25 protein-coding genes are annotated in these 26,662 nt (G+C 65.7%); 20 read left to right on the top strand and 5 right to left on the bottom strand.

Annotation, left to right across the window (positions count from 1 at the left end):
• Nucleotides 1-119: 119 nt before the first annotated feature.
• The 18 genes from mraZ (at nt 120) to moaC (ending at nt 18,752) form a co-directional block, all read left to right on the top strand.
• On the top strand, nt 120-554 hold the full coding sequence (gene mraZ / locus G542_RS0100720; protein WP_012698506.1) for a division/cell wall cluster transcriptional repressor MraZ: 435 nt from the start codon (nt 120-122) through the stop codon (nt 552-554).
• Nucleotides 551-1,504, top strand: coding sequence for a 16S rRNA (cytosine(1402)-N(4))-methyltransferase RsmH (rsmH, locus tag G542_RS0100715; RefSeq protein ID WP_027823127.1), 954 nt, complete (start codon nt 551-553; stop codon nt 1,502-1,504). Before mraZ ends, rsmH begins: the two co-directional genes overlap by 4 nt.
• The gene (gene ftsL, locus G542_RS0100710; RefSeq protein ID WP_012698504.1) at nt 1,501-1,776 is read left to right on the top strand and encodes a cell division protein FtsL; all 276 of its coding nucleotides are present in this window, start codon (nt 1,501-1,503) and stop codon (nt 1,774-1,776) included. The genes rsmH and ftsL overlap by 4 nt, the downstream gene beginning before the upstream one ends.
• Complete coding sequence (locus tag G542_RS0100705; protein ID WP_012698503.1) at nt 1,776-3,551, top strand: peptidoglycan D,D-transpeptidase FtsI family protein; 1,776 nt, start codon at nt 1,776-1,778, stop codon at nt 3,549-3,551. The genes ftsL and G542_RS0100705 overlap by 1 nt, the downstream gene beginning before the upstream one ends.
• A complete protein-coding gene (locus tag G542_RS0100700) occupies nt 3,548-5,023 on the top strand; it encodes a UDP-N-acetylmuramoyl-L-alanyl-D-glutamate--2,6-diaminopimelate ligase (RefSeq protein ID WP_012698502.1) in 1,476 nt (491 codons plus the stop codon). The genes G542_RS0100705 and G542_RS0100700 overlap by 4 nt, the downstream gene beginning before the upstream one ends.
• Nucleotides 5,017-6,375 (top strand): UDP-N-acetylmuramoyl-tripeptide--D-alanyl-D-alanine ligase, encoded by a 1,359-nt coding sequence (locus G542_RS0100695; protein ID WP_027823126.1) that lies wholly within the window; start codon nt 5,017-5,019, stop codon nt 6,373-6,375. The genes G542_RS0100700 and G542_RS0100695 overlap by 7 nt, the downstream gene beginning before the upstream one ends.
• Before the next feature lie 57 nt (nt 6,376-6,432).
• A complete protein-coding gene (gene mraY / locus G542_RS0100690; protein ID WP_012698500.1) occupies nt 6,433-7,518 on the top strand; it encodes a phospho-N-acetylmuramoyl-pentapeptide-transferase in 1,086 nt (361 codons plus the stop codon).
• Between the two features lie 18 nt (nt 7,519-7,536).
• Nucleotides 7,537-8,895 (top strand): UDP-N-acetylmuramoyl-L-alanine--D-glutamate ligase, encoded by a 1,359-nt coding sequence (gene murD, locus G542_RS0100685; RefSeq protein ID WP_027823125.1) that lies wholly within the window; start codon nt 7,537-7,539, stop codon nt 8,893-8,895.
• Entirely contained in the window at nt 8,892-10,130 is a 1,239-nt protein-coding gene (ftsW, locus tag G542_RS0100680) for a putative lipid II flippase FtsW (RefSeq protein ID WP_211218770.1), read from the top strand. The genes murD and ftsW overlap by 4 nt, the downstream gene beginning before the upstream one ends.
• A gap of 156 nt (nt 10,131-10,286) precedes the next feature.
• Entirely contained in the window at nt 10,287-11,351 is a 1,065-nt protein-coding gene (gene murG, locus G542_RS0100675) for an undecaprenyldiphospho-muramoylpentapeptide beta-N-acetylglucosaminyltransferase (RefSeq protein WP_027823123.1), read from the top strand.
• Nucleotides 11,352-11,439: 88 nt separating this feature from the next.
• Nucleotides 11,440-12,849 (top strand): UDP-N-acetylmuramate--L-alanine ligase, encoded by a 1,410-nt coding sequence (gene murC, locus G542_RS0100670; protein WP_027823122.1) that lies wholly within the window; start codon nt 11,440-11,442, stop codon nt 12,847-12,849.
• Nucleotides 12,846-13,772 carry a D-alanine--D-alanine ligase gene (locus G542_RS0100665; RefSeq protein ID WP_012698494.1) on the top strand — a complete coding sequence of 309 codons (927 nt, stop codon included), beginning with the start codon at nt 12,846-12,848 and terminating at the stop codon, nt 13,770-13,772. Before murC ends, G542_RS0100665 begins: the two co-directional genes overlap by 4 nt.
• The gene (locus G542_RS15485; protein ID WP_012698493.1) at nt 13,762-14,493 is read left to right on the top strand and encodes a cell division protein FtsQ/DivIB; all 732 of its coding nucleotides are present in this window, start codon (nt 13,762-13,764) and stop codon (nt 14,491-14,493) included. The genes G542_RS0100665 and G542_RS15485 overlap by 11 nt, the downstream gene beginning before the upstream one ends.
• A gap of 65 nt (nt 14,494-14,558) precedes the next feature.
• Complete coding sequence (gene ftsA, locus G542_RS0100655; protein WP_197736104.1) at nt 14,559-15,770, top strand: cell division protein FtsA; 1,212 nt, start codon at nt 14,559-14,561, stop codon at nt 15,768-15,770.
• A 93-nt stretch (nt 15,771-15,863) separates the two neighbouring features.
• Nucleotides 15,864-17,048 carry a cell division protein FtsZ gene (gene ftsZ / locus G542_RS0100650; protein ID WP_012698491.1) on the top strand — a complete coding sequence of 395 codons (1,185 nt, stop codon included), beginning with the start codon at nt 15,864-15,866 and terminating at the stop codon, nt 17,046-17,048.
• 105 nt (nt 17,049-17,153) lie between these two features.
• A complete protein-coding gene (gene lpxC, locus G542_RS0100645) occupies nt 17,154-18,068 on the top strand; it encodes a UDP-3-O-acyl-N-acetylglucosamine deacetylase (protein ID WP_012698490.1) in 915 nt (304 codons plus the stop codon).
• A gap of 8 nt (nt 18,069-18,076) precedes the next feature.
• Nucleotides 18,077-18,262 carry a hypothetical protein gene (locus tag G542_RS0100640; RefSeq protein ID WP_012698489.1) on the top strand — a complete coding sequence of 62 codons (186 nt, stop codon included), beginning with the start codon at nt 18,077-18,079 and terminating at the stop codon, nt 18,260-18,262.
• Between the two features lie 4 nt (nt 18,263-18,266).
• Nucleotides 18,267-18,752 carry a cyclic pyranopterin monophosphate synthase MoaC gene (moaC, locus tag G542_RS0100635; RefSeq protein WP_012698488.1) on the top strand — a complete coding sequence of 162 codons (486 nt, stop codon included), beginning with the start codon at nt 18,267-18,269 and terminating at the stop codon, nt 18,750-18,752.
• A gap of 330 nt (nt 18,753-19,082) precedes the next feature.
• On the opposite strand, the gene G542_RS15480 is transcribed toward moaC, so the two are convergent.
• From G542_RS15480 to G542_RS15475, 4 genes are all read right to left on the bottom strand, one after another.
• The gene (locus tag G542_RS15480) at nt 19,083-19,352 is read right to left on the bottom strand and encodes a FeoC-like transcriptional regulator (RefSeq protein WP_051189827.1); all 270 of its coding nucleotides are present in this window, start codon (nt 19,350-19,352) and stop codon (nt 19,083-19,085) included.
• Nucleotides 19,346-21,640, bottom strand: a complete 2,295-nt coding sequence (gene feoB, locus G542_RS0100625; protein WP_012698486.1) for a Fe(2+) transporter permease subunit FeoB — start codon at nt 21,638-21,640, stop codon at nt 19,346-19,348. Before feoB ends, G542_RS15480 begins: the two co-directional genes overlap by 7 nt.
• Nucleotides 21,637-21,879, bottom strand: coding sequence for a FeoA family protein (locus G542_RS0100620; protein ID WP_012698485.1), 243 nt, complete (start codon nt 21,877-21,879; stop codon nt 21,637-21,639). Before G542_RS0100620 ends, feoB begins: the two co-directional genes overlap by 4 nt.
• Before the next feature lie 138 nt (nt 21,880-22,017).
• Nucleotides 22,018-22,455 carry a DciA family protein gene (locus tag G542_RS15475; protein ID WP_051189826.1) on the bottom strand — a complete coding sequence of 146 codons (438 nt, stop codon included), beginning with the start codon at nt 22,453-22,455 and terminating at the stop codon, nt 22,018-22,020.
• Between the two features lie 89 nt (nt 22,456-22,544).
• Between G542_RS15475 and G542_RS17290 the strand changes: the two genes are divergently transcribed.
• Nucleotides 22,545-23,084, top strand: coding sequence for an acyloxyacyl hydrolase (locus G542_RS17290; RefSeq protein WP_051189825.1), 540 nt, complete (start codon nt 22,545-22,547; stop codon nt 23,082-23,084).
• Nucleotides 23,085-23,175: 91 nt separating this feature from the next.
• Entirely contained in the window at nt 23,176-25,896 is a 2,721-nt protein-coding gene (gene secA / locus G542_RS0100600) for a preprotein translocase subunit SecA (protein ID WP_012698482.1), read from the top strand.
• Between the two features lie 209 nt (nt 25,897-26,105).
• On the opposite strand, the gene G542_RS0100595 is transcribed toward secA, so the two are convergent.
• Nucleotides 26,106-26,567 carry a hypothetical protein gene (locus G542_RS0100595; RefSeq protein ID WP_012698479.1) on the bottom strand — a complete coding sequence of 154 codons (462 nt, stop codon included), beginning with the start codon at nt 26,565-26,567 and terminating at the stop codon, nt 26,106-26,108.
• Nucleotides 26,568-26,662: the final 95 nt, after the last annotated feature.

Raw genomic sequence — 26,662 nt, 5'->3', positions numbered from 1 at the left:
AAACATGAATTGCAGCCGGGCGACATTGACGGTGGATTGCTGCGTCCTTATAGTGGCGAAAAGTGGGAAAATGTGGACAAAAGCCGCTTCTTTTACCTGACCGGTGGATTTGAACAGCCATGCTCAACGGTGGTGTTGCCTCGCTTACGCTTGACGGCAAGGGACGTCTGATGGTCCCGGCCCGGCTGCGGGCCGACATGAGCGACGCCACGCTGGTCGTGACGCTGGAATCCGCCAAATGCCTGTTGCTCTACCCGCTGTCGTGCTGGCAGCCGGTGGAAGCCCGATTAATGTCGCTGCCGGCCAATGATCCGGCAGCGTTGCGTTTTCAGCGTCTGGTCCTTGGCCATGCCGAAGCGCTGACCCCCGACCCGGCCGGACGCATCCTGCTGCCGGCCAGGCTGCGCAAGCTGGCCGGCCTTGAGCGCAAGGTGGTGCTGGTCGGCATGGGGCGGCGCTGGGAGCTCTGGGACGAAGCGCGCTGGGACGCTGAAATGGACGCCGTACTGGCCGCACCGGACAGTCTGGCGCATCTGGGAGAGATTGCTCTGTGAGTGCCGGTTTTGTGCATGTCACCGTGTTGTTGCAGGAAGCCGTCGAGGCGCTCGCCATCCGGCCGGACGGCGTTTACGTCGACTGCACGTTCGGTCGCGGCGGCCACTCGCGGCTGGTCCTGTCCCGCCTGGGACCGGCCGGCCGGCTGGTCGCATTCGACAAGGATCCGCAGGCGATCGCCGTGGCTACGGAGCTGGACGATCCGCGCCTGACCATCGTGCATGAAGGCTTCGCCGGGCTGGACCGTGAACTGGACCGGCTCGGCATCGACAAGGTGGACGGCGTGCTGATGGACCTTGGCGTGTCGTCACCGCAGATCGACGACGCCAGTCGCGGATTCAGCTTCCGTTTTGATGCGCCGCTCGACATGCGCATGGACACCACGCGCGGCGAAACCGCCGCTGACTGGCTGGCGCGTGCCGACGAGGCGGAAATCCGCACCGTGATCCGCGATTACGGTGAAGAGCGGTTTGCCGCCAGCATTGCCCGGGCCATTGTCGCCAACCGGCTGGAGGGGCAGTTCCTGACCACCACCGGCGAACTGGCCGCCCTGTGTGCCCGCTGCGTCCGGACCCGTGAAAAAGGCCAGGACCCGGCCACCCGCACCTTTCAGGCGATCCGCATTTTCATCAACCGCGAGCTGGACGAACTGCAGGCCGTGCTGCCGCAGACCGTACGCCGGCTGCGGCCGGGCGGCCGGCTGGTGGTGATCGCCTTCCACTCGCTGGAAGACCGCATTGTCAAGCTGTTCCTGCGTGACGCCTCATCGCCACCCGAGCTGCCACGCGGGCTGCCGGTGCGGGCAGCTGACCTGCCCGAGCCGCCGCTGCGGCTGGTCGGCAAGCCGGTCCGTGAAGGTGACGAGCAGCTGGCGCGCAATCCGCGTGCCCGCAGCGCCATCATGCGCGTGGCCGAGCGCAGTGCCGTGGCCTGGGATGCCGCACCGTGAAACGGCTGGATTTCGTCCTGCTGGCGATCCTGGTCGGACTGGCCATGATCGTCATCACCACCCGTCACACCAACCGCCAGCTTTACGCCGAGCTTGAGCGCGAGCAGAAATTCGCCCAGAACCTGGACATCGAATTCGGCAAGTTGCGGCTGGAGCAGGGTACCTGGGCTGCGCACCCGCGCATCGAGCAGCAGGCCAGCGCCAGGCTGTCGATGCGGGTGCCGGAAACCCAAGAAATCCAGGTCTTTACCCTGCGCGGAGGGCGGCCCTGATGCGCGTCGGTTCCATTCACACGCCACGGGACAGCCGTCGTCCCGGCGCCACGCCGCGCCAGGCTGCGCGTCCCGTGCTGGCCGAAGGCCGGGTGCGGCTGGTCGGCCTCGGCCTGCTGACGCTGTTTTTGCTGCTGCTGGGGCGGGCACTGTACCTGCAGGTCGTGTCGCAGGACTTTTTGCAGGACCAGGGATCGGCCCGCTACAGCCGGGTGCTGCGGCTGGAAGCCACCCGCGGCATGATCACCGACCGCAACAACGAGCCGCTGGCAATTTCCTCGCCGGTGGAGTCGATCTGGGCCAGTCCGGCCGACATGGACCCGGTGCCGGCCGCACAGGTGGCGCGGCTGGCGCGCCTGCTGGACATGCCGGCTGACCTGATCGGCCGCCGGCTTGCCGACAAGCGGCGCGAATTTGTTTACCTCAAGCGGCAGATTTCGCCCGAGCTGGCCCGCGAAGTGATGGCGCTGGGCATTCCCGGCATCAGTACCCAGCCGGAGTTCCGGCGTTTTTACCCGGCCGGCGAAATCACCTCGCACCTGGTTGGCTATACCGGCATCGATGGTCAGGGAATGGAAGGCATGGAGCTGACGCGCGAGTCGATGCTTGCCGGTGCTGCCGGCCGCCGTCACGTGATCAAGGACCGGCGCGGCCATGTCGTCGAGGACATCGCCGCCATCGAGCGGCCGCGTGACGGCCAGACGCTGACGCTGTCGATCGACCGGCGCATCCAGTATCTCGCCTGGCGCGAACTGAAGGTGGCGATGGAAAAATCCAACGCCAAGGCTGCCAGCATGGTGGTGCTCGACGCCCGCACCGGCGAGGTGCTGGCCCTGGTCAACCTGCCGACCTTCAACCCCAACAGCCGCTCCAGCATGGCGCCGGAGCTGCGCCGCAACCATGCGGTCATCGACATCTACGAACCGGGTTCGACCCTCAAGCCGTTTGCCATCGCCAAGGCGCTGGATGCCGGGCTGGTCCGGCCCAACCAGGTGTTCGAGACCCTGCCGTACATGATCGGCCCGGCGCGCATCCGCGATACCCACGACTATCCGGCGCTGGACGTGGCCGGGGTGCTGCAAAAGTCGTCCAACGTCGGTTCGAGCAAGATTGCCCTGCTGCTGCCACCGCATGATCTGTGGCAGTTCTATTCCGACCTCGGCTTCGGCCGGCGTCCGCAGTCCGGCTTTCCGGGCGAGGCAGCCGGCATGCTGCGGCCATGGAAGCACTGGCGGCCGATCGAGCAGGCCACCATGAGCTACGGCCACGGCATCAGCGTCAGCCTGTTGCAGCTGGTGCGGGCCTATACCATCTTCACCAACGACGGCGTGCTGCTGCCGCTGTCGTTCACCCGGCTGGCGCAGCCGCTGCCGGGGCGTCAGGTGCTCAGGCCGGAAACGGCGCGCAAGGTGCGCGACATGCTGGTCAGCGTGACCCAGCCCGGCGGCACGGCTACCCGGGCGCAGGTGCTCGGCTATACCGTCGGCGGCAAGACCGGCACCTCGCGCAAGCTCGAAAACGGCCGGTACGTCACCAGCAAGTACGTCGCCTCGTTTGCCGGCTTCGTGCCCGCCAGCCGGCCGCGCCTGATTGCAGCGGTGATGCTCGACGAACCGGACACGTCCGGCGGCCAGTACTACGGCGGCATTTCCGCGGCACCGGTATTCAGCCGGGTGATGGCGGGCAGCCTGCGCGTGCTGGGCATCGAGCCGGATGCGCCGACCCACAATACCCTCCTGCCGGCCGACATGCCGGTCGTGAAAGAAGAAACATGATTTCCGCTCTGACTCCCCTGGCACCCTGGGATGCTGCCGCGCTGGATGCGCTGGGCGCGCGGCCGGACCGGGTCACGTCCGACAGCCGCCGCGTGTTGCCGGGTGACCTCTTCCTGGCCTTCCGTGGCGAATATGCCGATGGCCGCAACTACATTGCCGACGCCATTTCCCGCGGGGCGGTGGCCGTGGCGTGGGACCCGGCAGACGGCTTTGAATGGCAGCCCGGCTGGACCGTGCCCAACCTGCCGGTGCCGGACCTGCGTGCCCGCGCCGGCGTGGTGGCGTCCTTTTTGCTGGGACGGCCCAGCGAGGCGCTGACGGTGATCGGTGTTACCGGCACCAACGGCAAGACCTCGATCACCACCTGGCTGGCACAGGCCTTCACCCTGCTGGGGCAGAAGGCGGCGCTGATCGGCACAGTCGGCAACGGCTTTTTCGGTGCGCTGTCCGACGCCACCCACACCACGCCGGACCCGGTGACGGTGCAGCGCACGCTGGCGGATTTCCGCCGCCAGGGCGCGCATGTGGTCGCCATGGAAGTGTCCAGCCACGGGCTGGACCAGTTCCGCGTCAACGGTGTGACGTTCGGCACCGCCGTGTTCACCAACCTGACCCGCGACCATCTGGACTATCACGGTTCGATGGCTGCCTACGGCGCTACCAAGGAGCGCCTGTTCCACTGGCAGGGCCTTCAGCATGCCGTCATCAACGTGGACGACCAGTTCGGCCGCGAGCTGGCAAGCCGCTGTACGGCCGGACAGGTAATTACCTACGGGCTGGAACATGGCGACGTACGGCCGATGGCAGTGCACGCCAGTCTTGAAGGGCTGGCGATGGAGCTGGCCACCCCGTGGGGCCACGGCCGCATCGAGTCGGCCTTCCTTGGCCGTTTCAATGCCTCCAACCTGCTGGCCTGCCTGGCTGTGCTGTGCGTCAACGGCGTGCCGCTGACGCAGGCGTGCCGGGTGCTGGGACAGATCCAGCCGGCGCGCGGGCGCATGCAGCGGGTCGGCGGCACGCGCGAGCCGCTGGTGGTGATTGACTATGCCCATACGCCGGACGCACTGGAAAAAGCCCTGTCGACGCTGGCAGACATCAAGCCGGCCGGCGGCCGCCTGTTTGCCGTCTTCGGCTGCGGCGGCGACCGTGACCGCGGCAAGCGGCCGCTGATGGGCGACATCGCCGAGCGCTTTGCCGACGTGACCGTGGTCACCAGCGACAATCCGCGTACCGAGTCGCCGCAGGTGATCATCGACGACATCCTGGCCGGCATGCGGCAGCCGACGCAGGTCGAACCGGACCGCCGGGCCGCCATCCACTGGGCGGTGGCACAGGCCAGGGTCGGGGACGTGGTGCTGGTGGCCGGCAAGGGTCACGAGGACTACCAGGACATCCAGGGCGTCAAGCACAGCTTCAGCGACGTGCGCGAGGCCGAGGCGGCACTGTGTGCCTGGGGACAGCGCCCATGCTGACCCTGCACGAGGTGGCCGAGGCCCTGTTTGCCGTCCGTCAGGGTGACAACACCGGTTTCACGCGGGTGGTGACCGACAGCCGGGCCATCAAGGCCGGTGACCTGTTCGTCGCCCTGAAGGGCGAGCGCTTTGATGCCCATGATTTTGTAGCCGACGTGCTGGCGCGCGGTGCCGCCGGTGCCGTGGTGCGCTGTGACTTCGACCTGCCCGGTGCGCCGCTGGTCAAGGTGGCCGATCCGCGCCTGGCGCTCGGCCAGCTGGCGGCGCTGTGGCGCCGGCGCTTTGACCTGCCGCTGGCCGGCATTACCGGCAGCAACGGCAAAACCACGGTCAAGGAAATGCTGCGCGGCATGCTGGCGCAGTGGCTGGGCGACGAAGCGGTGCTGGCGACCGGCGGCAACTTCAATAACGACATCGGCATGCCGTTGACCCTGCTCGGCCTGCGCGACACGCATCGGGCCGCCGTGATCGAAATGGGCATGAACCATGCCGGCGAGCTGACCTATCTTTCCGGGCTGGCGCGACCGACGGTGGCGCTGGTCAACAACGCCCTGCGCGCGCATATCGGCCATTTCGGCTCGGTGGAAGCGATTGCCCAGGCCAAGGCCGAGATTTTTGCCGGACTGGCTGCCGACGGCGTGGCCGTCATCAACCGCGACGACCCGAACCGGGATCTTTTCGTGGCAGCCGCTGCCGGCCGGCGGATCGTGGAATTCGGTCTTGCCGCCGGGGACGTGCATGCCCTCGATGCCGAACTGCTGGCCGACGGCAGCCGGCTGACGCTGGTGACGCCGGCCGGCCGGGCCGCAGTCATGCTGCCGGTGCCGGGGCAGCACATGCTCGCCAATGCGCTGGCTGCCTGTGCGGTGGCGTCGGCCATGGGCGTGCCGCTGCCGGCGATGGTGGCCGGTTTGCAGGCGTTTGCCGGAGTTCCCGGCCGGCTGGCATTCCGGCGTGCCGTCAGCGGGCTGACGGTGATCGACGACACCTACAACGCCAATCCGGATTCGGTACGGGCTGCCATTGCCGTACTGGCGGCCCGGAGCGGCCGGCGCTGGCTGGTGTTCGGTGATCTGGGCGAACTGGGCGAGGGTGCGCCGGCGCTGCACGCCGAAATCGGCCAGGCGGCCAAGGCGGCCGGGCTGGACGGGCTGGTGACGCTGGGGGCGGTCAGCCGTGAAGCGGCGGCGGCTTTTGGGCCGGGCGCACTGGCGTGTGATTCGGTCGAGGCTGTGCTGGAGGCGCTGGCGCCGCTGGGCGCGGCCGACAGCGTGCTCGTCAAGGGCTCGCGCTTCATGAAGATGGAACGGGTGGTGGCGGCACTGACCGCGACTGCAACCGGTGGGTACTGACCCGCAGGCAGGACAACAAACCAGGGCACGCCGAGGGGCGGCCCAGTAGGGAATCAAGTGTTACTCTGGCTGGCAGACTGGCTCGGCGAATATGTCCGGGCATTCAATGTATTCAACTACGTCACGCTGCGTGCGGTGCTGGCAAGCCTGACCGCGCTCGGCATCGGGCTGGCACTCGGACCGTGGGTGATCCGCAAGCTGGCCGAACTCAAGGTCGGGCAGGCGGTCCGTACCGACGGGCCGCAGACGCACCTCGTCAAGACCGGCACGCCGACCATGGGCGGCACGCTGATCCTGCTGTCGATCGGCATCACCACCCTGCTGTGGGCCGACCTGACCAACAAGTACGTCTGGCTCCTGCTGGCGGTGCTGTTCGGCACCGGAGCGATCGGCTTTTACGATGACTGGCGCAAGGTGGTCTACAAGGACCCGAAGGGCATTTCCGCCCGCGCCAAGATGTTCTGGCAGTCGGCCATCGCCATTTTTGCCGGTATCTACCTCATCAGCACGGCGTCGCTGCCGGCGGCCACCGAACTGATCGTGCCGTTCTTCAAGCACGTGATCTATCCGTTCGGCGTGGTCGGCTTCTGCATCCTCACCTATTTCGTGATCGTCGGCACCAGCAACGCGGTCAACCTGACCGACGGGCTGGACGGCCTCGCTGCCATGCCGGTGGTGATGGTGTCGGCCGCACTGGCGGTGTTTGCCTACGTGGCCGGCAACAGCGTGTTTGCCAGCTACCTGTCGCTGCCGCACATTCCGGGCGCGCACGAGGTGGCGGTGTTCTGCGCCGCCATGGCCGGTGCCTGCCTCGCCTTCCTGTGGTTCAACGCCTATCCGGCACAGGTGTTCATGGGTGACGTCGGCGCGCTGGCGCTGGGCGCGGCGCTGGGCACGGTGGCGGTGATCGTGCGCCAGGAAATCGTGCTGTTCGTGATGGGCGGCCTCTTCGTGATGGAAGCCCTGTCGGTGATGATCCAGGTGGCGAGCTTCAAGCTCACGGGCAAGCGGGTGTTCCGCATGGCGCCGCTGCATCACCATTTTGAACTCAAGGGCTGGAAGGAAACCCAGGTGGTGGTGCGCTTCTGGATCATCACCATGATGCTGGTCCTTGCCGGCCTTTCCACCCTCAAGCTGAGATAAACCGCCATGTACGCCGATCTGGGATTCGCCAACAAAACCGTGTGCGTGGTCGGGCTGGGCGGCAGTGGCCTGGCAGCGGCGCGTTTCCTGGCTCCGCGCGTGGGCCGGCTGGTGGTGGCCGACAGCCGCGAGGCACCGCCCAATGCCGGCCAGCTGGCCGGGGTGGCCGCGGGCGCCGAGCTGCGCGCCAGCGCGTTTTCTGCTGCGACGTTTGCCGGTTGCGACGTGCTGGTGCTGAGCCCCGGCGTACCGCTGGCGACGCCGGCGGTGGCTGCCTTTGCCGGCGAAGTGATCGGCGACGTGGAGGTGTTCGCGCGGGCGATTGCCCCGCTGGCCATCCCGGTGATCGCCATTACCGGCTCCAACGGCAAGACCACGGTGACGTCACTGGCCGGTCATCTGGTGGCGGCCTGCGGGCGCCGCGTGGTGGTGGCCGGCAATATCGGCCTGGCGGTGCTGGATGCGCTGGCCGACATCGAAGCCGGTGGCGAACTGCCCGAATGTTTCGTGCTGGAACTGTCCAGCTTCCAGCTGGAAACCACCACGAGCCTCAACGCCATCGCCGCCACGACGCTGAACATTTCCGAGGATCACCTCGACCGTTACCGCGACCTGCTCGCGTACGCTGACAGCAAGGCGGCGGTGTTCAACGGCGGCGGTGTGCAGGTGCTCAACCGCGACGACCTGTTCGTGCGGGCCATGGCGCGGCCGCAGCGGCGGCATGTGTGGTTTTCGCTGGAAGATGCCGGGGCGGATTACGCACTGGCCGAGCGTGACGGCCGTCACTGGCTGTGTGCCGGTGGCGAGGCGCTGTTGCCGTTTGACGCCATGCAGCTGGTCGGTCTGCACAATGCGGCCAATGCGCTGGCGGCGCTGGCGCTGTGCGAGGCCGCCGGACTGCCTCGGGCCGGATTGCTGGCCGGGCTGACCACCTTCAAGGGGCTGGCGCACCGGGTCGAGCACGTCCTCACCCACGAGGGCGTGGACTTCATCGACGATTCCAAGGGCACCAATGTCGGTGCCACCGAGGCGGCCCTCAAGGGCATGACCCGGCCGGTGGTGCTGATCGCCGGCGGCGACGGCAAGGGGCAGGATTTCAGCCCGCTGGCACCGGCGCTGGCGCGTATCGGCCGGGCAGTGTTGCTGATCGGCCGGGATGCGCCGGTCGTGCGCCAGGCGCTGGCCGGACTGGCGTTGCCGCTGATCGACTGCGCCACGCTGGAAGAAGCGACCCGGCGCGGGTTCGAGCTGGCGCAGCCGGGGGATGTGGTGCTGCTGTCGCCGGCCTGTGCCAGCTTTGACATGTTCCGTGGCTATGCCCACCGGGCAGAAGTGTTCATTGCCAGCGCCCGTGAACTGGCAGGAGTGCAGCCGTGAAAGCCGTCTGGCAAGGCTGGTGGCGACGGGGGCGGGTGGTGGCGCGCAGCCTGCAAGGGCCGGTGCGTTCGCCGGCCGGGCTGGGTGAGCCGCGTTTTCGCACCTTTGACGAACCGCTGGCCTGGGTCATCGTTGCCCTGCTGACCATCGGGCTGGTGATGGTGTATTCCGCCTCGATTGCCTATGCCGATGCCGACCGCGCCACCCACAGCCGGTTTTATTACCTGATCCGGCATGCGCTGTCGCTGGGCGTGGCGCTGGGGGTGGGCTGGTGCGTGTTCCGGGTGCCGACGCGGATCTGGCAGCGCTGGGCGCCAAAGATTTTCCTGCTGGCGATCGTGCTGCTGGCGCTGGTGCTGGTGCCGGGGATCGGCAAGGTGGTGAACGGTTCGCGCCGCTGGATTTCGCTGGGCTTCATGAACCTGCAACCGTCCGAGCTGATGAAGCTGGCGGTGGTGGTGTATGCCGCCGACTTTACTTCGCGCAAGGCCGTGTACTTGCAGGGATTTTTTCTTGAAAGCCTGTGGAAGGGCTTTGTGCCGATGGCGGGTGCCATCGTGCTGGTCGGCGGACTGCTGCTGGCCGAGCCGGACTTCGGTGCCTTTGCCGTGGTGGCGGTGATTGCCATGGCCACCCTGTTTCTCGGCGGCATCAACGGGCGGATCTTTTTCGGCCTGCTGATCATCGGGGCGGTGGCAGCGGTGGGGCTGGTGGTGAGTTCTCCGTACCGGATGGAGCGCGTGGTCGGGTTTCTGGACCCGTGGCAGGATCCGTACGGCAAGGGTTACCAGCTGTCGCATTCGCTGATTGCCTTTGGCCGTGGCGAGTGGTTTGGCGTCGGACTGGGGCAAAGCGTGGAAAAACTCTTTTACCTGCCCGAGGCGCACACGGACTTTTTGATGGCGGTGATCGGCGAGGAATTCGGATTTGCCGGCATTGCTACCGTGGTCGGATTGTTTGCCTGGCTGGTCTGGCGCGCGTTTCATATCGGACGCGAATCCAGAAAACTCGAAAGGCATTTCCAGGCGCTGGCGGCTCAGGCCATCGGAATCTGGATTGGCTGGCAGTGTTTTATCAATATCGGCGTGAATCTGGGTTTGCTACCAACAAAAGGTTTGACCTTGCCGCTTTTGTCCTATGGTGGAAGTGCAATTCTTGCAAATTGCATGGCTTTGGCAATCCTGTTGCGGATTGACTGGGAAAACCGGTTGCTGATGCGGGGTTACAAGGTGTAGTCCATTTGTGTTTTTCCGCCGGCAAACGGAAAAACGACCATGGATGACAGAATCCAGAAAAGGATTTCAATGTATGGAATCCAGATCAAGCCGGTAAAATTGCCGTGTGTTATCAACTGTTGGTTTTTGGCGTAAAGCAGGAATTGGCGAATTGAAATGAATCGGACAGCCTTGATCATGACGGGTGGAACCGGGGGGCACATTTTCCCGGCGCTGGCGGTGGCGGATGAATTGCGCCAGCGCGGCTGGACCGTGGTGTTCCTCGGCGCCGAGGGCGGTATGGAAACCCGTCTGGTGCCGGACCGTGGCTATCCGCTGAAAACGCTGGCCATCCGCGGCGTGCGTGGCAATGGCGTACGGCGCTGGTTGCTGATGCCCCTCATGCTGGCGCGGGCCGTGCTCAAGTCACTGGCCTTGCAGTTTGGCGTGCGGCCGGATGTGGTGGTGGGATTCGGCGGCTATACCGGTGCGCCGGGCGGGCTGGCTGCACGCCTGCTGTGGAAACCCCTGGTGATCCACGAACAGAATTCGGTTGCCGGGCTGACCAACCGCGTGCTGTCGCACATTGCGACACGCACCCTGTTTGCCTTTCCCGGCGCGTTTGCCGGCAAGGCCGGTCTGGTCGGTAACCCGGTGCGGGCGGACATCGCAGCGCTGCCGGCGCCGGAAAGCCGCTTTGCCGGACGCAGCGGACCGTTGCGCCTGCTGGTGGTGGGCGGCAGCCTGGGTGCCCGGGTGTTTAACGAGGTGGTACCCGAGGCACTGGCCCGCCTGCCGGCGGCGGAACGCCCGGTGGTGGTGCAGCAGGCCGGAGCAAAGCAGCTGGACGCATTGCGTGACAACTATGCCCGCGCCGGCGTGACGGCTGACTGCCGGGCCTTTATCGACGACATGGCCGCCGAATATGCCGCCGCTGATCTGGTGCTGTGCCGGGCCGGTGCACTGACCGTGGCCGAACTGGCTGCGGCTGGCGTAGCCAGCGTGCTGGTGCCGTTTCCGCATGCCGTGGATGACCACCAGACCGGCAATGCCGCTTTTCTGGCGGATGCCGGAGCCGGCATCCTGCTGCCGCAGTCCGGGCTGACGGCCGAGTCTCTGGCGGCCCTGCTGGCGGACATGACGCGCGACCGCTGTCTGGAGATGGCGGTGGCGGCACGCCGGCAGGCGCGTACCGATGCGGCCAGCCGGGTGGCGGATGTCTGCGAGGAGCTGGCCGAATGACGAACACGGGAAATGACTGGGCGCAAAACAGCAGGACCGGAAAAATCAGTATCCTTACGAGTTTTGCGCCAGCAAGCGGATTCAGAGCATGAAACACAAAGTCAGACACATTCACTTCGTCGGCATCGGCGGCGTCGGCATGAGCGGCATCGCCGAAGTCCTGCTGACGCTGGGGTATACCGTGTCCGGCTCCGATCTGGCTGCCAGTGTCACGACCGAGCGGCTGGCGGCAGCGGGAGCGCAGATTCATGTCGGCCATGCCGAAGGGCATGTGCACGGCGCCAATGTCGTGGTGACTTCAACGGCCGTGCAGGCTGACAACCCGGAAGTGATGGCTGCCCGCGCAGCCGGCATTCCCATCGTGCCGCGTGCGCAGATGCTGGCCGAACTGATGCGCTTCAAGCAGGGCATCGCCATTGCCGGTACGCACGGCAAGACGACCACGACCAGCCTGGTCGCCAGTGCGCTGGGGCGCGCCGGACTGGACCCGACCTTCGTGATCGGCGGCCGCCTGACGGCCGCCGGCAGCAATGCCCGCCTGGGCTCGGGAGACTATCTGGTCGCCGAGGCCGACGAATCGGACGCCAGCTTCCTGTGCCTGTCGCCGGTCATGGCCGTCGTGACCAACATCGACGCCGACCACATGGATACCTACGGCCATGATTTCGAGCGGCTCAAGCAGGCATTCATCGATTTCTTGCAGCGGCTGCCGTTCTATGGCCGGGCAGTGTTGTGCATTGACGACAAACACGTACGTGAAATCCTGCCATTTGTCACCCGGCCGCTGACGACCTACGGCCTGACGCCTGATGCCGACGTCCGGGCGGACAACATCCGTCCGGTGGCCGGCCAGATGCTGTTTGACGTGGTCTGGCAGCAGCAGGGCGAAGAACAGCGCCACCCGGTCACGCTCAACCTGCCCGGACGCCACAACGTGCTCAATGCCCTGGCGGCCATTGCCATCGGCCTGGAATGCGGAGCCGACATCGGTGCGATTGCGGCCGGGCTGACAGAGTTTTCCGGTGTGGGACGGCGCTTCCAGCGCTATGGCGACATTGCCCTGCCCGCCGGAGGACAGGCGACGGTGGTTGATGACTACGGCCACCATCCGGTGGAAATGGCAGCCACGCTGGCCGCTGCCCGCGGGGCGTTTCCGGAGCGGCGGCTTGTGCTGGCTTTCCAGCCGCACCGCTATACCCGGACGCGTGACCTGTTCGAGGATTTCGTCGGCGTGCTGTCTACCGTGGATGCCTTGTTGCTGGCCGAGGTGTATCCGGCCGGTGAGGCACCGATCGTGGCGGCTGACGGCCGTGCGCTGGCACGTGCAGTGCGCGTGGCCGGCAAAGTGGAACCGGTTTTTGTGGAGCGGATCGCCGACCTGCCGGCCACGCTTCTGGATCAATTGCAGGACGGGGACGTGGTCCTGACCATGGGGGCGGGCTCGATCGGCCAGACTCCGGGCCGGCTCGTGACCTTGGCAGGAACCCAAGCAGCATGAATGAAACAATGAAGTCCAGATTTGGCAAAGTCGCCGTGATGATGGGAGGCAACTCCTGCGAGCGCGAAATCTCGTTGATGAGCGGGCAGGGGGTGCTGAACGCCCTGCGCGGGCAGGGCGTGGACGCCCATGCCTTTGATCCGGCCGAAAAGCCGCTTGCCGCCTTGCAGTCGGAAGGCTTTGACCGTGTGTTCATCGCCCTGCACGGGGCGTTTGGTGAAGACGGCACCCTGCAAGGGGCGCTGGAAACCATGGGAATTCCCTACACCGGCTGCGGCGTGATGGCCTCGGCCATCGGCATGGACAAATGGCGCTCCAAGCTGGTGTGGAAGGCTGCCGGGCTACCGGTGCCGGATTTCCGCCTGCTGGCCGATGACAGTGATTTTGCCGCGATTGAGGCGGAGCTGGGCCTGCCCATGTTCGTCAAGCCGGCCTGCGAAGGCTCCAGCCTCGGTGTGACCAAGGTCCGCAAGGCCGGCGAACTGGCACAGGCCTACGCCGAAGCACGCAAGTTCGATCCGCTGGTGCTGGCCGAGCAGTTTGTCGGAGGGGGCGAATACACCGTGGCCCTGCTGGAAGGCCGGGCCCTGCCGGCGATCAAGATCGAACCGGCCACCGAGTTTTACGATTACGACGCCAAGTATTTTCGTGATGACACCGTGTACCGTTGTCCGGCCGGAATGGATGACGAACACGAGCTGGCCATGCGCCGTCTGGCCGAGCAGGGCTTTGCCGTGCTCGGTGGCAGCGGCTGGGGGCGGATCGACTTTCTCGTCGACGAGGCGGGGCAGCCGTATCTGCTGGAGATCAATACTGCACCGGGCATGACGACCCACAGCCTGGTGCCGATGGCCGCACGCGAGGCCGGGCTGACTTACGAAGCCCTGTGCCTCAAGGTGCTGGAAGCGGCACATGTGGGATAACCACCGGGCGCTCGGCAGTCTGGCAAGCTTCCTGACCGGGCTTGCCCTGCTGATAGGTCTGGTGGCCGGAGGCTACTGGCTGGCTCATTCGCCCTGGTTTCCGGTGCGGGTGATCCGGATCGACGGCACGCTGAAACACGTGACGCCCGAACAGCTCAAGCTGGTGGCCGAAAGTGAACTGAGAGGAACGTTTTTCACCCTGAACCTCGACGCGACGCGCGAAACCTTCGAAAAACTGCCTTGGGTACGCCAGGCTGTGGTACGGAGACAATGGCCTGACCGTCTTGACATAGTCATTGAGGAATACGAGGCTGCTGCACGCTGGAAACATGCGGGCCTGCTTTCGACACAGGGTGAATGGTTTGATGCCGCTACCAGCGAATCCATGCCGGTAGTGGACGGGCCCGGCGGCAGCGAGCCGGATCTGGCGCAGGCGCTGGAGCGGTTTGGCCAGACCCTGCAGCCGGCCGGACTGAAAATTGCCGAGCTGGTGCTGTCTGACCGGCGGGCCTGGCGCATGAAGCTCGACAACGGGCTGGAGCTGGAACTGGGGCGCGACGAAGTCGGGCCCCGTCTGGACAGGTTTGTGGCGATCTGGCGGCAAGAGCTGTCCAGGCTGCCGTACAGGATGGAATACGTCGACCTGCGCTATCCCAACGGATTCGCGGTCAAAATGCCCGATTACGTACCGGGCAGGCAGCCGGCCCGGCCGGCGGCATGAGAGACAGGACACAGAGACAGAGCGGGTGGAGCGAACAGGTGAGCAAGCATAGGGATACGCAACAGATGCTCGTGGGGCTCGACATCGGCACCTCGAAAATCGTCGCCATCGTTGCCGAGGTGACCGACGAGGGCACCATCAACATCGTCGGCATGGGCGACACGCCGTCGCGCGGCCTGCGCAAGGGCATGGTCGTCAACATCGAGGCAACCGTCAAAGCCATCGAGGCCGCCGTGCGCGAGGCCGAACTGATGGCCGACTGCAAGATCAACGAGGTCTATACCGGCATCGCCGGCAGCCACATCAAGAGTGTCAATTCGCACGGCATGGTGGCCATCCGTGACCGCGAGGTCACGCAGGCCGACATCGACCGCGTGATCGACACCGCCCGGGCGGTGAGCATCCCGTCAGATCACCAGACCCTGCACGTATTGCCGCAGGAATTCTGCATCGACGGCCAGGAAGACGTGCGCGAGCCGCTGGGCATGTCCGGCGTGCGGCTGGAAGCGCGCGTGCACATCGTGACCGGTGCAGTCAGTGCCGCACAGAACATTACCAAGTGCGTGCGCCGCTGCGGGCTGGAGGCCAATGACCTGATCCTGCAACCGCTGGCCAGTGCCGAAGCGGTGCTGACCGAAGACGAGCGCGATCTGGGCGTGTGCCTGATTGACATCGGTGGCGGTACCACCGACATCGCCGTGCTGCGTGGCGGTGCGGTCCGGCATACCGCGGTAATTCCGATCGCCGGCGACCAGATCACCAACGACATTGCCATGGCCCTGCGGACACCGACCAAGGAAGCCGAGGAAATCAAGATCGCCCATGGCGTGGCCCTGAGCCGGCTGACCGATCCGGCGCAGATGATCGACGTACCCGGGGTGGGCGAACGCGGGCCGCGCCAGCTGTCGCGCGCCACGCTGGCCGAAGTGATCGAGCCGCGGGTTGAAGAGCTGTTTGTGCTGGTGCAGCAGGAACTCAAGCGGGCCGGTTTTGACGGCATGCTGGCATCCGGCATCGTGCTGACCGGTGGTTCAAGCCAGTTGCCGGGCATGTGCGAACTGGCCGAAGAGGTTTTCCACCTGCCCGTCCGGGTCGGCGTGCCGCAGTATTACGCCGGGCTGGCCGAGGTGGTGCGCAAGCCTTCGTACTCCACGGCAGTCGGGCTGCTGCTGCTCGGCAAGGAACAAATGGTGCGGCAGGCTCCGGTCAAGGTGGAGTCCGGCGGCATCGGCTCGATTTTCGAACGCATGAAATCGTGGTTTGGCAGCAATTTCTGAGCAGTGAGGGATATCGTCTCCTGAAGCCGGCAGGGCGTTGCCGGCGGGGCGATGACAGATCGCAAGATTGGCAGATTTGAGGAGAGCAGTGTTATGAGCATGATGATTTACGAGATGGTGCAGGACGATGCACCGGCCCAGCAGGCCGTCATCAAGGTCATCGGTGTGGGGGGCGGTGGTTGCAATGCCGTCAACAACATGATCATTGCCGGTGTGCGCGGCGTGGAGTTCATTGCCGCCAATACCGATGCTGACTCGCTGGCGCAAAACCGGGCGCCGACCCGCATCCAGCTGGGCCAGACCCTGACCAAGGGCCTGGGTGCCGGCTCCAAGCCGGAAGTCGGCCGCAATTCGGCCCTGGAAGACCGCGAGCGCATCGCGGACGCCCTGCACGGTACCGACATGGTGTTCATCGCGGCCGGCATGGGCGGCGGAACCGGGACCGGTGCGGCCCCGGTGGTGGCTGAAGTGGCCAAGGAAATCGGCGTGCTGACCGTTGCCGTGGTGACCCGTCCCTTCGTGTTCGAAGGTGCCAAGCGGGTCGGTGTGGCGACCCAGGGCATTGACGAGCTGAAGAAGAACGTCGATTCGCTGATCGTCATCCCGAACCAGAAGCTGATGGACGTGCTGGGTGACGATGTCACCATGCGCGACGCCTTCCGGGCCGCCGACGACGTGCTCAAGGGCGCCGTGGCCGGGGTGGCGGAAGTGATCACCACGCCGGGTTTCGTGAACGTCGACTTTGCTGACGTGCGCACGGTGATGAGCCTGAACGGCATGGCCATGATGGGTACTGCCTCGGCTTCCGGCATTGACCGCGCCCGCGTGGCGGCCGAAGAGGCCGTGGCCAGCCCGCTGCTGGACGACATTACGCTGGTGGGCGCCCGCGGGCTGCTGGTCAACATTTCGACCGCGCCGGGTTGCCTGAAGATGAAGGAATACAGCGAGATCATGGAGATCATCACCCAGCTTGCCGACGCCGAAGCCGACATGAAGTTCGGTACGGCCGAAGTCGAAGGCATGCCGGAAGAAGAAATCCGGGTGACGCTGATCGCCACCGGTCTGGCACCGAACAAGAAGGGCCGCGAAGAACGCAATACCCGTCTGGAGGTAGTCCGTACCGGTACGGACGATGTGCCGCTGGAAATCGGCAACAGCGAAGCACCGCCGCAGGCCCTGCGCTCCGGTCGCCGGGTGACGTCGACGGCTGATTTTGCCAATCCGTCGGTGATGGAAAACTACGATATTCCGGCATTCCTGCGCAAGCAGGCGGACTGATTGGCGCGGCCTATCAGGAAGGGCAGGGGAATCAATCGGCGCTCGTCCGCGTCCGTGATACCCTTGGCTATCCTGTTGTCTGCCTGAAGTCAGGTTGTCTTTTCCATGATCCATCAGCGCACTCTCAAGGCTCCGGTCACTGCCAGCGGAGTCGGGTTGCACTCGGGCGACCGTATCCGGCTGACGCTCCGGCCGGCACCGCCCGACACCGGAATCGTCTTCCGGCGGACCGACCTGCCCGAAGCCGCGGACATCCTGTGTTCGCCCGAACTGGTCAACGACACGCGCCTCTCCTCAACGCTGGTCACGCCCGACGGCGTGCGTGTCGGAACCATCGAGCACCTCATGAGTGCGCTGGCCGGGCTGGGTATCGACAACCTGTACGTGGAAATGACGGCGCAGGAAACGCCGATCATGGACGGCAGTGCCGCACCTTTCATCTATCTGCTGCAAACGGCCGGCATCGTCGAACAACCGGCGAAAAAGCGCTTTATCCGGGTACTGGAGCCAGTCGGTGTGGCCGAAGGTGACAAATGGGTCCGGCTGGAGCCGTACGACGGCTTCCAGGTCTCGCTGGAAATCTCGTTTGACCATCCGGCCTTCCGGCTGGCACCGCAAAAAGTCGACATCGACTTTGCCCGGACCAGCTACATCGACGAAATCGCCCGTGCCCGCACCTTCGGCTTCATGTACGAAGTCGAAACCATGGCCAGGATGGGCCTGGGGCGCGGCGGCAGTCTCGACAACGCCATCGTGATCGATGACGAATTCGTCCTCAACCGGGACGGGTTGCGTTTTCCGGACGAGTTCGTCCGGCACAAGATCCTCGACGCCATCGGCGACCTTTACATCATCGGTCATCCGCTGATCGCGGCCTTCAGCGGCTACAAATCCGGCCACGCCATGAACAACCAGCTGTTGCGCCAGCTGCTGGCCCGGCCGTCCGCATGGGAATACGTGACCTTCAGTCATTCCGAGGATGTGCCGTCGAGTTTTCACCGCATTCCTCATCTGGCGTAGCGCGCACCATGATGTTCTTCCGCCTGTGGCTGCTGGGCACCATCCTTGGTGTCGGCTGGGCGCTGGTAACCTTCCTGCTGACGCGCGACCGCCATTACCTTGGCCTGCTCGGACGCATCGTCATGCTCTCGGCCTTGCTGGCCGGTGGCCTGACCGGCCTCGTCTGGCTGCAACAGCACTACAACTGGTGGTAAACGCATGAGCTCTCCCCTGACGCATTTCGATCCGGCCGGACAGGCCCACATGGTGGATGTCGGCAGCAAGCCCGAATCCGCCCGTGTCGCCGTGGCCGAAGGGTGCATCCGCATGCAGCCGGCCACTTTTGCCCTGGTCGAATCCGGCGGGCACAAGAAAGGCGACGTGCTGGGCATTGCCCGTGTTGCCGCCATCATGGGGGCCAAACAGACACCGGCACTGATTCCGCTGTGCCACCCGATTGCCCTGACCCGTGTTGCGGTAACGTTTGACCTTGATCGCCAGGCCAGCAGTGTCCGCTGCCAGGTCACGGCCGAAACGGTCGGCAAGACCGGCGTCGAAATGGAGGCGCTGACGGCGGTCAACGTGGCACTCCTGACCATCTACGATATGTGCAAGGCAGTCGACCGCGGCATGGTCATGGAGGGCGTGCGACTGCTGGAAAAAGCCGGTGGCAAGTCCGGCCACTGGACTGCTACGCAGGAATGACCGGCGCAGGTACGCAACAGGCAAAAGCCCGTCAGTGACGGGCTTTGTTGTGTCTGCTGCCGATGTGCCGCCGGTTTGATCCGGTGTCGGCCGCGTGCGGGAATGCCGGCCGTGACCGGGAGTGGTGAAAAACGCAGGAGAGCCTCTCGGCAGCGTTGTCCCGGAAGTCTCGTCGTGTGTCACCGCAGCTTCCGGAGGCGTTTTTCCGTGCTGCCGGTTTCTTCAGTTGTGCTGACCTGTGGGCATCTGCATGTCTGGTGCAGCACGTACCGGCTGCCGGCACCGCGCGTTTTGCCCGGAGCGTTACGGCAGACACGGCCTGCCGTTGCCTCAGGTCGGGGGAGGGGAACTGTCGGAACGGATGGCAATGAACGGCGCGGCAGGTGTGTCGAGCCAGCGGTAGTAATGACAGGCGCGGGCGCTGCAACCACCGCAACTGCCGCCCTGGCAAGGCGCCGGCTCGACGGCGATACGGCCCTTGCGCTGCCAGTGCGCCAGCAGGGCCTCGACCGTGGCGGCCGGCACGCCCAGCGTACCGGCCAGCTCGTCCAGCGAAGCCAGCCTGCGGGCCTGCAAGGCTTCGCGCAGGGCAATCAGCATGAGCACTTGCCGCAGCCGCTGCCACCGCAACCTTCGGCGGTGGCCAGTTCCGGTGCCATGCCGCGCTGGCCGATCTGGCGCAATACCAGCAAGGCCAGTGCGGCGCAGACCAATACGGCGGCCATCCAGCCTCCGGCTTCGCCCGGATGCGTGGTGAGGCGGCTGGTCTGGTAGGTCAGCGTGGCCGTACCCCATGCCAGCGCGAAGGTCCAGCCAGCGACGATGACGGCCCAGCGTGGTCCGGCTTCGCGCCAGACTGCACCCATGGCGGCCACGCACGGGGTGTAGAGCAGCACGAACACGAGGTAGGCAAGGCCGGCGCTGGCGCCGCCAAACAGCTGTGCCATCTGGCCAAAGGTGCTTTCGTGCAGGTTCTTGTCTTCGGCCAGCGAGCCCTGGTCTTCGCTGGCCACTTTCAGGCCCAGAGGGTCCAGCACGGCATCCGACAGGCCGGCCAGGTTGGCCGGAATGGTGGCGAATGCCGCCTCGATGCCGGCAACCGGATCGTAACCGGCGTCTTTGGCGTCGGCGTGTTCGCCGCCGGCATTGCGGGCCAGCTGGCTGTAGAGGGCATCCAGCGTGCCGACCACGGCTTCCTTGGCAAAGATGCCGGTAAACAGGCCTACGGTGGCCGGCCAGTTGTCCGGCTGGATGCCCATCGGGGTAAACACCGGGGTAATGGAGCGGCCCACGGCCGACAGCACGGACTTGTCGCTGTTTTCGTTGCCGAAGCTGCCGTCGGTACCCAGCGAGTTGAACAGGCTCAGTACCACCACGACGCAGACGATGACGCGGCCGGCGTTGACCACGAACGAGCGCAGGCGCATCCAGGTGTGGGTGAGCACGCCGCGCAGGTTGGGCAGGCGGTAGGGTGGCAGTTCCATCACGAACGGCGTGGCTTCGCCCGGCAGCAGGGTGCGCTTCATGGCCAGCCCGGTCAGGATCGCCATGGCGATGCCCAGCAGGTAGAGGCCGAACACGACGTTCTGGCCGTTGCTGGGGAAGAACACGGCGGCAAACAGGGCGTAGACCGGCAGGCGGGCGCCGCAGGACATGAAGGGCACCATCATGATGGCGGTCAGGCGGTCGCGGGTGCTGTCGAGCGTGCGGGTGCCCATGATGGCCGGCACGTTGCAGCCGAAACCGACCAGCATCGGCACGAAAGCCTTGCCCGGCAGGCCGATGGCGCGCATGGCCCGGTCGATCACCATGGCGGCGCGGGCGAGGTAGCCGGAATCTTCAAGGAAGGCGAGGCACAGGAACATGGCCATGACCACCGGGATGAAGGTGGACACGGTCTGGATACCGCCGCCGACGCCGTGGGCGAGGATGGCGGTCAGCCACTCCGGTGCGCCGGCCAGCCCGAGCAGGTGGGCCGTGCCGTCGACCAGCAGGGTGCCGGTCAGGCCGTCGAAGAAGTCGATGAACACGGCGCCGAGGTTGATGGCCAGCAGGAACATCAGGTACATCGACAGCAGGAAAATGGGGATGCCGAACACGCGCGAGAGCACGATGCGGTCAAGCCGCTCGGTGGTGCTGATGCTGGCGCTGCCGGGCCGGGTGATGACCTGGCGGCACAGGTTGTCGATCTGCTCGTAGCGCGAGCTGGCCACCACGATGTCGACGTCTTCGCCGTGCAGTTCCGGCCATTGGCCGGCGGGCAGGCGGCCGCATTCGAGGTCGGCTACCCACTGCTGGCGGGTACGTCCCGGCTGCCGGGCCTGTTGCTGTTCCAGCCACTGTTCCAGTGTGGCGCCGAGGGTGGCGGCAGGACGGGGAGCACGGGCGGTGGCGCGGGCTATCGCCTGGCGCAGGGCTGACAGGCCGGTGCCGCTGCTGGCGCTGACGGCGATGACCGGGCAGTCGAGGGCGGATTCCAGCGCGGCGAGGTCGAGCTGCTCGCCCCGGTCGTGCACGACGTCGATCAGGTTGAGCACGACCAGCATCGGCCGGCCCAGTTCCAGCAGTTGCAGGGTCAGGTACAGGTTGCGTTGCAGGTTGGAGGCGTCGACGACGTTGATGAGCAGGTCGGCTTCGCCGCTGACGGCGTAGTCGCGGGCGATGCGTTCGTCTTCGGAAATGCCGGCATTCTGGCTGTCGATGGCATAGGTGCCGGGCAGGTCGACCAGGTCGTAAGGCTGGCCGTCGACGCTAAAGTGTCCGAGCTTGCGCTCGACGGTAATGCCGGGCCAGTTGCCGACGCGCTGGTGGGCTCCGGTCAGCGCGTTGAAAAGGGTGGTCTTGCCGCAGTTGGGATTACCGACCAGTGCGAGTGTGCGTGCCTTCATGCGGCCTCCCGCTGGACGGATACCACGGCAGCTTCGCTGTGGCGCAGGCACAGGCGAAAGCCGCGCAGCGAAACTTCGATCGGGTCGCCGAGCGGCGCGACGCGTACGACTTCAACCGTGCAGCCCGGGGTGATGCCCATGGCCAGCAGTTTGCGGCGGAAGGGGCGTGCCGCTTCTCCCAGGCCCGCGACGGTGGCGCGATCGCCCGGTTTGAGTTGCCCCAGATGCTCAAGCTCCATGCCTGAAACCCTTCGTGCGAATATGGTCATGATTGCCGCTGCGACTGTTGTGCTGCAATTCAATAGCGGGAATCAATCTCGTTTATGAACCGGGCAAATTGAATCACCAGCGGGCGGCAGGGTCAAGCAAAAGACCGGTCAGGTTCCGCCTTGACGGGCCAGGAGCCGGGCCAGTGCCAGTGCTAGTGCCGGATGGTGTGCCACCTGACCGGCTGCCTGTTGCAGGGCGTCCTGGCCGGCCGGCCCGATGGCCAGCTGCTTGTCACGCAGGGGGGACGGTGGCGTGCTCCGGACCTTGACCGTCAGTTGCCGGACGGCCCAGCCCTGGGCCTGCAAGGCGGTCAGCAGGCGCTGCTGGGTGGCGCGCAGACGGGTCGCTGCCGCGCCGTGCGGAGCAAACAGCACCAGCTCTCCACCATCGTGCACGCAGGACACGTCGATGCGCCCGGCCAGCGCTGCGGGCAACTGGCGGCGCAGGTCGGCCTCCAGCCGGCGGTACAGCTGCTGCCGGGCCAGCAGTTCGGCCAGGCCGGGCGCATGACCGGCGGCATCCAGCGGGGTAGCCGAATCACTCATGACGTTGGATAAAATTAGTCTAGGGTCGGGCATGATTGTAGCCCGACACCCCCGGTTGCGAGGGGCCAAGACAAAAAGGAAACAGGATCATGCGTTCATGGACAGGTATCGGGCTGGTCGTCTGCGGACTCGGGCTGGGCAGCGTCGCCATGGCCGGGGGCATCAGGCTGACTGGCGGCATCGGTGACGACAGTACGCGTTTTGCCGAACTGGGTTATCGCGGCACCCTGATGGCGCCCCGGCCGCTGGCCGGTAACTGGGACTGGTCGGTGCCGTGGGAAGCCAGCATCGGTTACTGGAGGGCCGATCATGACAGGCCGGGAGCCCGCTCTTTGGGCATTGCCGGCATCACGCCGCTGGTGCGCATCTCGCGCCCGTTGGGAGACGACAGCCGTTTTTACGCCGAAGCCGGCATCGGTGGCTATCTGCTGAGCCATGCCGCGCTGAACGACAGCGAACACTATGGCAGCAGTTTCCAGTTCGGCAGCAGCCTTGGCTTCGGCCTGGCCTGGGGCCGGGACCAGCGCTGGCAGGCCGGCTATCGTTTCCGCCATGTTTCCAATGGCGGCATTGCTTCCGAAAACTCCGGCATGAACCTGCACGGCTTGCAGCTGGGCTACAACTATTGACTCTGCCCGGGGGCCGGCATCATCGAGAACAAGGCGGGCCTGCCTTACCCGTGCTAGTATCCGAGGCATTTTTTCGGCCTGCCGTACAGACATGATTGCCAATATCCTCAAGAAAGTATTTGGCAGCCGCAATGACCGGCTGCTCAAGCAATACCGTGCGGTGGTCAACCGCATCAACGCTCTCGAATCCGGTCTGCAAACGCTGGATGACGCAGCACTGGCCGGCAAGACGGCCGAGTTCCGCGCCCGCGTCGAGAAGGGCGAGCGGCTCGACAGCCTGCTGCCCGAAGCCTTCGCGGTCTGCCGCGAAGCCAGCCGCCGCGTCATGGGCATGCGGCACTTCGACGTCCAGCTGATCGGCGGCATGGTCCTGCACGACGGCAAGATCGCCGAAATGCGCACCGGCGAAGGCAAGACCTTGGTCGCCACCCTGCCGGCCTACCTCAATGCCCTGGCCGGCAAGGGCGTGCACGTGGTCACGGTCAACGATTACCTGGCCAGCCGCGACGCCGGCATCATGGCGCCGCTCTACAACTTCCTGGGCCTGAGCGTCGGCGTCAACCTGTCGCAGATGCCGCACGACGCCAAGCAGGACGCCTACGCCGCCGACATCACCTACGGCACCAACAACGAGTTCGGCTTTGACTACCTGCGCGACAACATGGTCTACAGCCCGGCCGAGCGCGTACAGAAGCCGTTATCGTTTGCCATCGTCGACGAAGTGGACTCGATCCTGATCGACGAGGCCCGTACGCCGCTGATCATCTCCGGCCCGGCCGACGACAACGTCGACATGTACCGGCGCATGAACGCCATCCCGGCCCTCTTGGTGCGCCAGCAGGCCGAAGACGGCGAAGGCGATTACTGGGTGGACGAAAAAGCCCACACCGTCATGTTGTCCGAAGCCGGCTTCGAACATGCCGAAGCCGCCCTGGTGGCCGCCGACCTGCTCAAGGAAGGCGAGAGCCTCTACTCCGCGGCCAACATCACCCTGATGCACCACCTGATGGCCGCCCTGCGCGCCCACGCGCTCTTCCACCGCGACCAGCATTACGTGGTGCAGGATGGTGAAATCGTCATCGTCGACGAATTCACCGGCCGCCTGATGGCCGGGCGCCGCTGGAGCGAAGGCCTGCACCAGGCCGTGGAAGCCAAGGAAGGCGTCAACATCAACCGCGAGAACCAGACGCTCGCCTCGATCACCTTCCAGAACTACTTCCGCCTCTACAAGAAGCTCGCCGGCATGACCGGTACGGCCGATACCGAGGCCTACGAATTCCAGCAGATCTACGGCCTTGAAACCGTGGTGATCCCGACCAACCGGCCGATGGTGCGCAAGGACAGCCTCGATCTCGTCTACCGCACCGGGCAGGAAAAGTACAACGCCATCCTCGCCGACATCACCGACTGCCACCAGCGCGGCCAGCCGGTGCTGGTCGGCACCACCAGCATCGAAAACTCGGAACTGCTGGCCGGACTCCTGAAACAGGCCGGACTGCCGCACAACGTGCTCAACGCCAAGGAACATGCCCGCGAAGCCGACATCATCGTCCAGGCCGGCCGGCCCGGCGTGGTCACCGTGGCTACCAACATGGCCGGTCGCGGTACCGACATCGTGCTGGGCGGCAACATCGCCCCCGAGATCAAGGCCATCGAAAGCGACGAATCGCTGACGGCAGACGACAGGGCACAACGCATCGCTGCCCTCAAGGCTGAATGGCAGGCCCGCCACGATGCCGTGCTGGCCGCCGGCGGCCTGCACATCATCGGCACCGAGCGCCACGAATCGCGCCGGATCGACAACCAGCTGCGCGGCCGTTCCGGCCGCCAGGGCGACCCGGGCAGCTCGCGTTTCTACCTGTCGCTGGAAGACCCGCTGCTGCGGATTTTCGCCTCCGAGCGCGTCAGCGCCATCATGCAGCGCCTCAACATGCCCGAGGGCGAGGCGATCGAGCACAGCTGGGTCACCCGGGCGATCGAAAACGCCCAGCGCAAGGTCGAAGGCCGCAACTTCGACATCCGCAAGCAACTGCTCGAATACGACGATGTTGCCAACGACCAGCGTCGCGTGATCTACCAGCAGCGCAACGAAATCCTCGAATCCGAAGAAGTCAGCGACATGATCGCCGCCATGCGCGACGACGTGCTGTCGCAGCTGTTCGATACCTGGATGCCGCCGCAGTCGATCGAGGAGCAGTGGGACGCGGCCGGCCTGATGCGGGTGCTGGAGGCCGACTACCAGATCAGCGTGCCGCTGGCCGACTGGATCAAGGCCGAACCGAATGCCGAGCTCGATACCTTCAAGATCCGCATCCTCGAGCAGGCCCGGGCGCTGTACGACGAAAAGGTGGCTGCTGTCGGTGCCGCCAGCATGCAGCAGTTCGAGCGTGCGGTGCTGTTGCAGCACTTTGACGGTGCCTGGCGCGAACACCTGGCTGCACTCGACCACCTGCGTCAGGGCATCCACCTGCGCGGTTACGCGCAGAAGAACCCGAAGCAGGAATACAAGCGTGAGGCGTTTGAACTGTTCAGCCTGATGCTCGACCGCATCAAGCGCGAAGTGACGCAGATCGTGGCCACGGTGCAGATCCGCAGTCCGGAAGAGGCCGCTGCCGCCGAAGCGTTCGAACACGAAGAACGGCCGATGACCTATCGCCACGACGAATTCACCGTCGAAGGCGACGAGGCCGGCGAAGGCAATCCGTTCACCGCCGAAAAACTGGCCGCAGCCGGCGTGCGCGTGGGCCGCAACGACCCGTGCCCGTGCGGTTCCGGCAAACGCTACAAGCAGTGCCACGGGCGCCTCGCCTGATTCGACCCGGCCTGACGAAAACGCCCCGCGATGCGGGGCGTTTTGCATGGAGGCCGCCATCCGGCCCGGTGCAGCATTCCTGCCGTCTGCCGGCATTTGCCGCGTACGCTCAGGCGTTCATGCCGCTCGCGCCTTGTCGTCCGGCCTGATCTCGGGCGAGGCCGGAGCGTGCGGTGCCTGCGCCGGCAGGAGTCCGCAGGATGTGGCGCTCAGGTCCCTGCCGCATGGCGGCAGATTTCGGGCAGATGCCGCCATGCCGTGCTGTCGGCATCGGTGACGCACTGCCAGCGGATGCTGTGCCGCCCGCTGTCCAGCTCGCCTTCCCAGGCCAGAAAGCGTTGTTCCAGTGCCGGATGGATGCCGCTCAGGCGGGCGGCAAGGCGTACCCGCCTGGTGGTCGGTTGCGTCAGCACCAGCGGCCGGTCGGTGACCAGCCACGGGCTGTCGGGTGCCGGCAGGGCCAGTGTGCGCAGGTCGGCATCGGCGGGCAGGCTGCCGATCTGCCGCATCAGTGCGGCGCGGGCCGGCATCAGTGCGGCCAGTACCTCGCTGGTCTTGCCGCGGGCGTGGTAGTCGGTATAGGCCGGATAGGCCACCAGCAGCAGCATGGCCAGAAGGAGCGGCAGGCGGAAGTCCATCCGCGGCGCGAGGTCGGCAAAGGCATCTGGCATGGTTCATCCAGCGTGAAAGGAGCCCTTCGGGTATGGCACAGGCCAGACGGAAAAGTCCAGCCGGGCAGGCGGCATGCACAATGCGTGACCCGGCC

The organism is Laribacter hongkongensis DSM 14985, assembly GCF_000423285.1.
Lineage (GTDB): Bacteria > Pseudomonadota > Gammaproteobacteria > Burkholderiales > Aquaspirillaceae > Laribacter > Laribacter hongkongensis.
This window is presented reverse-complemented; position numbering and strand designations above follow the sequence as displayed.

Coding starts and splice junctions, on each gene's coding strand:
- mraZ (WP_012698506.1), top strand. CDS start 120: ATGCTCAACGGTGGTGTTGCCTCGCTTACGCTTGACGGCAAGGGACGT.
- G542_RS0100705 (WP_012698503.1), top strand. CDS start 1,776: ATGCGCGTCGGTTCCATTCACACGCCACGGGACAGCCGTCGTCCCGGC.
- G542_RS0100700 (WP_012698502.1), top strand. CDS start 3,548: ATGATTTCCGCTCTGACTCCCCTGGCACCCTGGGATGCTGCCGCGCTG.
- G542_RS0100695 (WP_027823126.1), top strand. CDS start 5,017: ATGCTGACCCTGCACGAGGTGGCCGAGGCCCTGTTTGCCGTCCGTCAG.
- murG (WP_027823123.1), top strand. CDS start 10,287: ATGAATCGGACAGCCTTGATCATGACGGGTGGAACCGGGGGGCACATT.
- murC (WP_027823122.1), top strand. CDS start 11,440: ATGAAACACAAAGTCAGACACATTCACTTCGTCGGCATCGGCGGCGTC.
- G542_RS0100665 (WP_012698494.1), top strand. CDS start 12,846: ATGAATGAAACAATGAAGTCCAGATTTGGCAAAGTCGCCGTGATGATG.
- G542_RS15485 (WP_012698493.1), top strand. CDS start 13,762: ATGTGGGATAACCACCGGGCGCTCGGCAGTCTGGCAAGCTTCCTGACC.
- ftsA (WP_197736104.1), top strand. CDS start 14,559: ATGCTCGTGGGGCTCGACATCGGCACCTCGAAAATCGTCGCCATCGTT.
- ftsZ (WP_012698491.1), top strand. CDS start 15,864: ATGAGCATGATGATTTACGAGATGGTGCAGGACGATGCACCGGCCCAG.
- lpxC (WP_012698490.1), top strand. CDS start 17,154: ATGATCCATCAGCGCACTCTCAAGGCTCCGGTCACTGCCAGCGGAGTC.
- G542_RS0100640 (WP_012698489.1), top strand. CDS start 18,077: ATGATGTTCTTCCGCCTGTGGCTGCTGGGCACCATCCTTGGTGTCGGC.
- moaC (WP_012698488.1), top strand. CDS start 18,267: ATGAGCTCTCCCCTGACGCATTTCGATCCGGCCGGACAGGCCCACATG.
- G542_RS15480 (WP_051189827.1), bottom strand. CDS start 19,352: ATGCTGATTGCCCTGCGCGAAGCCTTGCAGGCCCGCAGGCTGGCTTCG.
- feoB (WP_012698486.1), bottom strand. CDS start 21,640: ATGAAGGCACGCACACTCGCACTGGTCGGTAATCCCAACTGCGGCAAG.
- G542_RS0100620 (WP_012698485.1), bottom strand. CDS start 21,879: ATGGAGCTTGAGCATCTGGGGCAACTCAAACCGGGCGATCGCGCCACC.
- G542_RS15475 (WP_051189826.1), bottom strand. CDS start 22,455: ATGAGTGATTCGGCTACCCCGCTGGATGCCGCCGGTCATGCGCCCGGC.
- G542_RS17290 (WP_051189825.1), top strand. CDS start 22,545: ATGCGTTCATGGACAGGTATCGGGCTGGTCGTCTGCGGACTCGGGCTG.
- secA (WP_012698482.1), top strand. CDS start 23,176: ATGATTGCCAATATCCTCAAGAAAGTATTTGGCAGCCGCAATGACCGG.
- G542_RS0100595 (WP_012698479.1), bottom strand. CDS start 26,567: ATGCCAGATGCCTTTGCCGACCTCGCGCCGCGGATGGACTTCCGCCTG.